This is a genomic window from Albibacterium sp., assembly GCF_035514885.1.
GTDB lineage: Bacteria > Bacteroidota > Bacteroidia > Sphingobacteriales > Sphingobacteriaceae > Albibacterium.
On the sequence record NZ_DATJCH010000012.1, the window covers coordinates 850,848 to 859,413 of the forward strand.

The 8,566-nt window shown below is 36.8% G+C and carries 7 protein-coding genes; 3 read left to right on the top strand and 4 right to left on the bottom strand.

Annotated elements, in window-relative coordinates; genetic code table 11:
- Nucleotides 1-90: 90 nt before the first annotated feature.
- Entirely contained in the window at nt 91-855 is a 765-nt protein-coding gene (locus VL047_RS07745; RefSeq protein WP_325359531.1) for a LuxR C-terminal-related transcriptional regulator, read from the top strand.
- A gap of 23 nt (nt 856-878) precedes the next feature.
- Here the strand turns inward: VL047_RS07745 and VL047_RS07750 are convergent, their stop codons facing one another.
- Nucleotides 879-1,979 (bottom strand): hypothetical protein, encoded by a 1,101-nt coding sequence (locus VL047_RS07750; protein ID WP_325359532.1) that lies wholly within the window; start codon nt 1,977-1,979, stop codon nt 879-881.
- Between the two features lie 292 nt (nt 1,980-2,271).
- On the opposite strand from VL047_RS07750, the gene VL047_RS07755 reads away from it, so the two are divergent.
- Together VL047_RS07755 and VL047_RS07760 are read left to right on the top strand one after the other, a co-directional pair.
- On the top strand, nt 2,272-3,618 hold the full coding sequence (locus VL047_RS07755) for a sigma-54 dependent transcriptional regulator (RefSeq protein WP_325359533.1): 1,347 nt from the start codon (nt 2,272-2,274) through the stop codon (nt 3,616-3,618).
- Nucleotides 3,618-4,937, top strand: a complete 1,320-nt coding sequence (locus tag VL047_RS07760) for a HAMP domain-containing sensor histidine kinase (RefSeq protein WP_325359534.1) — start codon at nt 3,618-3,620, stop codon at nt 4,935-4,937. Before VL047_RS07755 ends, VL047_RS07760 begins: the two co-directional genes overlap by 1 nt.
- Nucleotides 4,938-4,959: 22 nt before the next feature.
- On the opposite strand, the gene VL047_RS07765 is transcribed toward VL047_RS07760, so the two are convergent.
- From VL047_RS07765 to VL047_RS07775, 3 genes are all read right to left on the bottom strand, one after another.
- Nucleotides 4,960-5,625, bottom strand: a complete 666-nt coding sequence (locus tag VL047_RS07765; protein ID WP_325359555.1) for an ABC transporter ATP-binding protein — start codon at nt 5,623-5,625, stop codon at nt 4,960-4,962.
- 94 nt (nt 5,626-5,719) lie between these two features.
- On the bottom strand, nt 5,720-8,083 hold the full coding sequence (locus tag VL047_RS07770) for an ABC transporter permease (protein ID WP_325359535.1): 2,364 nt from the start codon (nt 8,081-8,083) through the stop codon (nt 5,720-5,722).
- Between the two features lie 22 nt (nt 8,084-8,105).
- On the bottom strand, nt 8,106-8,566 hold a 461-nt coding region (locus VL047_RS07775), incomplete at its 5' end, for a TolC family protein (RefSeq protein WP_325359536.1).

Below are 8,566 nucleotides of genomic sequence, written 5' to 3' on the forward strand. Positions count from 1 at the left end.
ATACGATAAAATTATTTTTAACTTATTTTAACTCATCCTAGTCTTTAATCCCTATTTTTATCGAGTCAGAATCTACCTCGTATTACATTTATGGAGATTATAACCTACGATAAAGCCAAAGAAATTTGGAACAAAATTGCGAAGACCTCAGAGAACCAATCGCTTTACTTCGAGCTGGAAGTACATAAAAAGCTTTTGGATATATTTCATATCGGACCGCATTATTATTATATCTTCAATCTTAATACCGTTTCGTTTGAATTTGTAGATAGTAAAATGACCAAGGTTTTAGGCTATCGTGAAGAGGAATTCTGCACAACATTATTTTTAAGCAACATTCATCCGGAAGATGCGCCCTATTTCCTTAATTTTGAGCATGCCGTAACTGAATTCCTTAGTAAACTACCTCCGGAGAAAATAATGAAATATAAGATGTCATATGATTATAGGGTAAAGCATGCAGATGGTCACTATATACGTCTATTGCAACAGGTCACTACAATTCACAGTGATGATAACGGAGCGGTTATAAGGACATTAGGTGTACATACTGACATTACTGATTTAAAAAGTGAAGGAATACCCAAGCTAAGTTTTATCGGACTGGAAGGTGAAACTTCTTATCATGATGTTAAACCAAACCAAGTATTTCTCAACGAGAAATCATTACTTACTAAACGCGAAAAAGAGATTTTGCGACTGATTGTAGAAGGGAAAAGCAGTGATATGATTGCCACCCATTTGTTTATAAGCAAACATACCGTAATGACGCATCGCAGAAACATCCATTCAAAAACGAAAACAAATTCAGTAGCTAATTTGGTAAAAAATGCAATTCATATGGGATGGATATAAATCGCATTTTTGTTACCAACTCATTACCTGATTGTTAGATTTACATTTCCTGCACTGGTTGATGCCTGAACATTGGCTCCTCCACCATTAATATTGCCATTTAATTTTCCTTTGCTATTGCTTCCTCTAAAGTTAGATAAGCCATCAACATTTACATTAAATCCTTTCAAATCCAAATTTGCACCTGTATTTGATGGCAAAGTTAGGTTTACATTTCCTGCTGAGGTTGATAAACGTACATCTCCAGGCAATTCTTTCAACATAGCCGATACACTTCCGCCTGATGTAGATGCATTCAGAGAGCAGGTAAGATTCTCTAAATCGATGCTTCCGCCCGAAGTTCTAGCGCTTAATGATCCGTTTAAGGAGCGACCTTCAATACTCCCTCCGCTGGTGGATACATCGATATCACCATTTAATCCCTCTAGTTTAATAGATCCACCAGAAGTACTTAAATTGATGGTTCCGCTGCTATTATAAGCCCGAATGCCTCCACCACTGGTTTTACCGGTAATATTTCCATCCATATTCTCAACTTCGATGCTACCGCCACTGGTTTTGAAATTCTGCTGTCCGGATAGGTTCGCTAATTTAATACCTCCTCCACTTGTTGACAGGTCAGTTGTAACTTTATTCCCTGTACGAACCTTAAATGAAATACTAAGTCCGTTTCTCCAATTTAAATTATTTCTTTGTTTAGCATAAGCCTCTAATGTGCTACCTCTTTGCTCTATTCTTATTTCATAATCGCGATCAAGAATCTCTTGTATTTCGATTTTTGATAAATCGCGGCCATTATTGGGCTTAACATACATCTCAATAACAGCATCTTGAGTTGCATCACCTGATACATCAATTGAACCACCGGAAGTTGATACTTTCAAGCCTTGAACAGACGATATGGGGTAAGTTTTTTTCGTTAACAGGATTGCACCACCACTATTTATATCTCCGTCGGTGGCTTCAGAAATACGATCGGTAATAATATCCGATGCCTCAACAATACGATTGGCAACACCGGTAGATGCTTCAGCAACACGATCAGCAACAGATCCAATTACGCAGGAACTAGTAAGAAGCACACAAGCTCCTGCCAGAAGTGAGAATTTAGAAATCAGTCTCATAGGTTTATTTTTTAATTAATATAATATTCATATAACATACCAAATATACCTGTCCGGTATAATAGATTAAAACACTAATAGTTAGATATACCTGTATAGTCGGTAAACGCGTATATTTTATCGGTAAACTATTTATTATCAAGCTACCTGATTATGATAACAGCTGGTATGTATGGTGCAAAAACGAACAGTTTACTGTTCGATATCGAACAGTGCTTTCGCTTTTAAATATTCAGACAATTGGTTTATAAGTGATTAACAAGAATGGTATATTTGTGGTTAATCTTAACCAATGATCCAAGCACGTATTCTTATAATTGATGATGACCCAGATGTACTTACTGCACTTCGTCTTCTGCTAAAGAAGGAGATTGCCGAAATAATCGTTGAAAAAAATCCGGAAAGGATACCTGCTATTCTTAGTTCTGAGCATATAGATATGATTATGCTGGACATGAATTTCAAGAGTGCCATCAATAGTGGAAATGAAGGTTTATACTGGCTTAGCAGAATTAAAGAGCAAAAGAAAGATATCTTAGTTGTTATGATAACAGCATATGGAGCTATCGATCTTGCTGTGCAAAGTTTAAAACAAGGAGCCGCAGATTTCATTGTAAAGCCCTGGATTAATGAGCAGTTAATTGACACAATTAAAGAATTACTTTCACGTAAAGAAAGCAAAAACCATAAGCCTAAAGATACTCAAATTGCTTTGGCGGATGTAATTGGTGAATCTGAAAGTATGAAAACGGTGTTTTACAAGTTAGGTAAAATAGCCCCTACAGATGCTAACATTCTAATATTGGGAGAAAACGGAACTGGGAAAGACTTGATTGCTACGGCTATTCATAAACAGTCGAACCGCGCTAAACAAGCTTTTGTAAAAGTTGACGTGGGTGCACTGACAGATAGCTTATTTGAAAGCGAACTCTTTGGACATAAAAAAGGGGCATTTACGGATGCAAGAGAAGGTCGGGAAGGGAGATTTGAGTCGGCTGATAAGGGTACCTTGTTTTTGGATGAGATCGGTAATATATCATTACAGCAACAAGCAAAGCTGTTGACTGTATTACAAAACCGACAAGTTACACGATTGGGAAGTAACCAGGCCATCAATATTGATATCCGCTTAGTATGCGCAACCAACATTCCTTTACGTGAACTTGCGGATGAGAATCGTTTTCGGAAAGATTTGATTTACCGGATTAATACCGTGGAAATCCAAGTCCCTCCTTTGCGTGAGCGCGGGGATGACATCTTATTACTTGCTGAACATTTTATCAAGAGATATGCTGAGAAATACATGAAAGTCATTTCAGACATCGACAAAAAAGCAAGAAAAAAACTATTAGAATATCACTATCCGGGCAATGTTCGCGAACTTCAATACAGCATTGAACGTGCAGTAATTATGTCGGAGAACTCGGTTCTTTCGAGTGAAGATATCGTCTTTTCTCCAATTGAAAATGCACAATTTCAATCCAGTTCTGACAAAGATGCGCACAACCTAATTGAATTAGAAAGAAACACCATTGTTAAAGTAATTGAGAAGCATAATGGTAATATCTCGAAGGCTTCCAAAGAATTAGGCATTACACGTACCGCTCTTTATAGACGTCTTAGCAAATACAATATCTGATGAGGAAATTTCGTCGGCTAATTTTCTTTAGAGCATTGATGCTATTTCTTGGGCTTACCCTTTTATCCTATTTCCTTTTCAGCGGAAATTACTTTTATGCCCTTTTGCTGTTTCCTTTCTGCATTTGGTTACTATGGTTTACCATTCGTTCTCAAATAAGAACATATCAGGAATTACAAGAATTTGCAGAAGCTGCTAAATATCGCGACTTTACAAGACGATTTCCATTAGATCGTGCAAGTATTGAGGTTCAACCTCTACGAGTTGCTTTTAATAATATTAATGAGGTCTTTAAAAAAATAAGTAGTGAACGTGAGGTTCAATACCAATATCTTCATAAAATACTGGAGCTGGTAGATACTGCGATTATCTCCTATGAAGAAGAAAGCGGGAAGGTTATGTGGATCAATGAATCCTTTAAGATATTGTTCGATATACCCTATTTCTCAACTATTAACGCACTTAAGAAGAAAAACAAAGGACTCTATGAGCAAATTGTCAGATCTGTACCTGGCGACAATGGCTTGTTTGTATTTGAAACAGAACAAGGCTCTATGAAACTCCAGCTTCATATCAGTAATTTTCAGACTGCAGAAGGAAAATATCGATTAATTGCTTTGCAAAACATCAATGCTGCATTGGATGAAACGGAATCAAAAGCATGGCAGAAATTATTAAGTGTATTAACGCATGAGATCATGAACTCTATTGCACCCATCTCGTCTTTGGCTGATACCATTAAAAATCGACTTGAAGGATTGCCGTACATGGAAGAGCTGGATGATATTCGTCTAGGAACTGAAACTATAAAACGCCGTAGTGAAGGATTGTTAAAGTTTGCAGGCACCTATCGTACCTTGAATAAGATTACTCAATTAGATCTCACCCCTATGAAGGCAGCTGTTTTATTTGAGAACCTATACCTTCTTTTAGAACCAACTTTAATCAAAAAGGAAATAGAATTAGACATTATCCTAAAGGATCCATCTATTGAATTATTAGTTGATATAAATTTAATAGAACAGGTGTTGATCAATTTATTACTTAATTCAATTGAGGCAGTAAAGGATACCAAGGATCCTTACATCCGCTTACAAGCGCTTCTTGTAAACGGTAGAGTCCAAATTAAAGTAAGCGACAATGGCAAGGGTATGTCATCACATATAATGGAAAATATCTTTACTCCATTCTTTACAACGCGTAAAACAGGAAGCGGCGTTGGTTTAACACTCAGCAAACAGATTATGCTCTTACATAAGGGAAACATTCTTGCCAATTCAGAAGAAGGAAAAGGCAGTACTTTTACTTTACAGTTTTAGATGCTCCTCATATAATGTATAATTAGACTTGGATTTGACCATCTAATAGTTCAATAAGCCGATCTCCATAGGCTGCATTCTTTTCAGAATGTGTTACTTGAATAATCGTTACCCCTTCCTCTTTATTTAGCTTCTTAAAAAGCTGCATAATTTCGTCACCTTGTTTTGAATTTAAGTTACCTGTAGGTTCATCAGCCAATAAAACCTTAGGCTTTCCTGCTAAAGCTCTGGCTATACCGACAATTTGCTGCTGTCCGCCCGACAGCTGATTTGGGAATAAGTCCTTTTTACCAACAATACCAAATCGATCAAGCATATCAGCAACTATCGCTTTACGCTCATTTGCTTTCAGATTTTTATAAATCAACGGAGTTTCAATATTTTCAGCAACCGTTAATTCATCAATTAAATGATAGGCCTGAAACACGAAGCCCATATGTTGTTTATAAATTTCGGAGCGTTTCTTCTCCTTAAGCTTTAAGACATTTTCATTTTGAAAGTTGTAAGCTCCTTCGTTTGGCTCATCCAATAATCCGATGATATGTAACAAGGTAGATTTACCAGAACCAGACGGTCCCATTATTGACACAAAATCTCCATTTTGAATAGAAAGATTAATGTCTTTCAATACAAACGAACGGCTACCGCCAACATTATACCACTTAAATATATTATTTAGTTCAATCATCATATATCACTGATTATTAGGTTCAATTAACTACAAGTTAAAAGCAATAAACCTTCTTAAATGTAGTCAATTGCCTTCTATTATTATTATTTATTTACTCTTCACGTAAAACCTCTACCGGGTTAAGGTAGGTAGCTTTAACAGCCTGCACACTTACCGTCATAAAAGCAATTAGCAATGATAGAATTGCTCCCAACGCAAAAAACCACCATTGAATTTCGATCCGATAAGCAAAGTCTTGAAGCCATTTATTGGCTAACCACCAGGCTATGGGAGTTGAAATTAATATCGACAAACAGACGATTTTCAAAAATGGTCTGTTTAACAAAAACAAAATTTCCTGAGCAGATGCACCTAAAACCTTTCTTACCCCTATTTCTTTCTGCCTTACACTTATACTATAAGCAGCCATGTTAAACAAGCCCATCAGGGCTACAAGAATTATTAAAATTGTAAAACCGGTAAAAGCCTGTTGTAACTTCTCTTGTTTCGCATATAAAGTGGCGTATTTTTGATTCACAAACTCATATATGAAATGATCTCCATCCCTCTTATTAATGGATTTCCATTGAGTGGCCAGCGCACCCAAAGTGGCCTGCATATTTGTTGGAGATATTTTAGCTAAGATCTCAACTCTTGGAATCAGACAGCTGTTATTAATACTGTATATCGTTGGGCTTATTAATTCTTCAAAACCCTGCATCTTACTATCCTTAACCACACCGATAATCTTAAATTCAGTATTACATCCACGTATTATAGCACCTATAGGATTCTGTAATTTCAATTCCCTTACGGCTGTTTCATTAAGAACTGCCGCATTAGCGGTATCTGCAGGAAAATTTAACGAGAAAACTCTACCTGCCATTATTTCCATGTCAAGTGTCTCGAAGTATTCGAAATCAACGCCAATATGATCCAATTTAAGTTTCTGGTCTATGTGTTGGAATTCTTGGGCTATCGGATTTGCTCCACCAGGAACAGTTGTAGAAACCGTAACACTTTCAATACCAGGAATGGCCTTTATTCTATTTCTAAACGCAGTAAAATCAATAGTCTTATTTAATGTTGCCAAGTTTTTAATGTAAACTACTTGATCTGCATTAAAGCCACGATCTGAGGTTTCAATAAAACTCATTTGTTTATGAATCACAATCATTACACTTATAAAGCCAAAGGCTATCACAAACTGAAACACTAACAATAGACTACGAAAATATTGAGTTCGAGGAGCATTCTGATACCTGCCCTTTATAATAGTTATGGTCTCGCCTCGGGACAAAATGAAGGCTGGATATAAACCTGAAACGATGGAAGTCAGTATAACTGCTACTAATAATTGGAAAAGGACAGTCCCATTAAACCCAAATGCGGACAGATAGTATTGAAAGTTTTTGACCAGAACATTAATTGTAATACTAACTAAAAACAGTGCAATACAGCCTGCAATTAAGCATTGGAAAAAGACCTCACTAAAGAATTGAAATATAAGCTTAGCACGGGTTACCCCAAATATTTTCTTCATTCCAATTTCCTTTGCCCGCTTCTGAGCAAGAACAAGCATTAAATTAGCGAAGTTGATTCCGGCCAGTAGTAAAACAATTATTGATAAACTCCCTAATGCGATTACTATTTTATAGCCAGTAGAGGACCCGTGTATAGGTCTTAAATGTAAATTCTTTAGCGGGTCAAGATAAACACTGCTCTTCGCAAACGATGAATTGATGTTTTCACTTTGCTTGGAAATTGATTTTTTAAAAATATCATTGATTTGTGTCGTTAACTCATCTATATTCGTTCCTGACTTAACCTGAATAAATGTTTGCACCGTTTGATTATCTGGTAAATCAGCACCTAGTTCTTTTACAAAACCAATGCAATCAAATTCAATATTGGACAAGCCGGGTAGAACACTCGTAACTCCATTAAGCTGTAATGGCAAACCATCTTCCTTATTCCCCATAACAACCCATTCTTTTTGAATATTACTGATGTTTGGAAACAACTTTTGAGCAATATCTGGTCTAATGAAAACAGCTTGCCCGCTTATAATGTCTAAATCAATTCCCGGCGTTTTAATATCAAACATTTTCGCAAGAGCGACATCAGCACCTAACCAATGTTTAATAAAAAAGACATCTTCATCTGAGTTAAAGGGAACGTCATAAGGAAAACTGTTAACTCTAGCTACTTCTACAATTTCTGGCAATTGTGCTTTTATTGCAGGTCCTAATGATATTGATGTTAAATCTGACGCCTTTCCCTCATTGGTCAATCCAACTAAGTAAATATCTTTATAATTCGGGTTCCATGAGTCATAGCTTTGCTCATGATCAATATATAAGGATGCCAGAACGAAACTTGCAAAACCTAAGGCTAAGCCTAAAATATTTACGATTGTAAAGACTTTTGTTCGAAGTAGAAACCGCCAAGCTATTTTAAGGTTATAGAAGTTCATATCTGGTTAGCTGAGTATTTTATTAGTTAAAAGTAATAGGCTTTCCTAAATAGTAGTCGATTACCTTGGTTCTGAATATCAGGTTGTATCTTGCCTGTATAAAATCAAATTCTGCCTTGTTCATATTTGTTTGCGAGGTGCTCAACTCGATCGAGTTGGCCAGTCCTACATCATAACGCTGCTTCAATACATCAAAAGCTTCCTGGTTGGCCTGGAATGCCTGCCGGGTCGAGTTATAGCTCTTCTCGGCTGCACGAAGGTCCAGTACCGCCTGATTGATGATCTTGCTCAGGTTGTTCTCCGACTGCCGTTCGTTCACCAAAGCATTCTCGTAAGAGATCTTGGCCTTTCGTACAGCAATCTTGGTCCTGAAGTTATTGAAGATCGGGATGCTCAATGAAAAGCCGATATACTGGTTCAGGTTGTCGCTCAGCTGTTGGTTAAAGTCGCTTGAGACCTGGGCCGAGGAATATCCCGTACCGG

Excerpts from the sequence above, each read along its gene's own strand:
- VL047_RS07760 (WP_325359534.1), top strand. The coding sequence starts at position 3,618 with ATGAGGAAATTTCGTCGGCTAATTTTCTTTAGAGCATTGATGCTATTT.
- VL047_RS07755 (WP_325359533.1), top strand. The coding sequence starts at position 2,272 with ATGATCCAAGCACGTATTCTTATAATTGATGATGACCCAGATGTACTT.
- VL047_RS07770 (WP_325359535.1), bottom strand. The coding sequence starts at position 8,083 with ATGAACTTCTATAACCTTAAAATAGCTTGGCGGTTTCTACTTCGAACA.
- VL047_RS07765 (WP_325359555.1), bottom strand. The coding sequence starts at position 5,625 with ATGATTGAACTAAATAATATATTTAAGTGGTATAATGTTGGCGGTAGC.
- VL047_RS07745 (WP_325359531.1), top strand. The coding sequence starts at position 91 with ATGGAGATTATAACCTACGATAAAGCCAAAGAAATTTGGAACAAAATT.
- VL047_RS07750 (WP_325359532.1), bottom strand. The coding sequence starts at position 1,979 with ATGAGACTGATTTCTAAATTCTCACTTCTGGCAGGAGCTTGTGTGCTT.